At 51.7% G+C, this 242-nt stretch carries 1 protein-coding gene; it reads right to left on the bottom strand.

Translation table 11 applies throughout. The annotated features are described in order from the left end of the window. Nucleotides 1-242, bottom strand: a 242-nt coding sequence (locus AC0L3S_RS39675; protein WP_473285433.1) for a DUF4225 domain-containing protein, incomplete at its 5' end; no start/stop codon positions are given.

Raw genomic sequence — 242 nt, forward strand, 5'->3', positions numbered from 1 at the left:
TTAGGTTTCGAGGTTACGTCCTCCTTCATATAAGTTATTAGCACCATGGGCCATCAACGGGACGCCTGCGATGAGGCAAAGGCTCCCCACCGAGGCGTAGCAAATTCCAGCACCTGTGGCGATTTGAAGCGCCCCCGCGACTACTCCGATTCCTTTTTTTGCGATTTCTGCTGACTGATCCAGCAAGCTACGCTGCTCTTTTTTTATCTCAGTCAGCCCCTCTGCGACTGTCTTTTTTCCCT

The organism is Bradyrhizobium sp. Ken01, assembly GCF_055807355.1.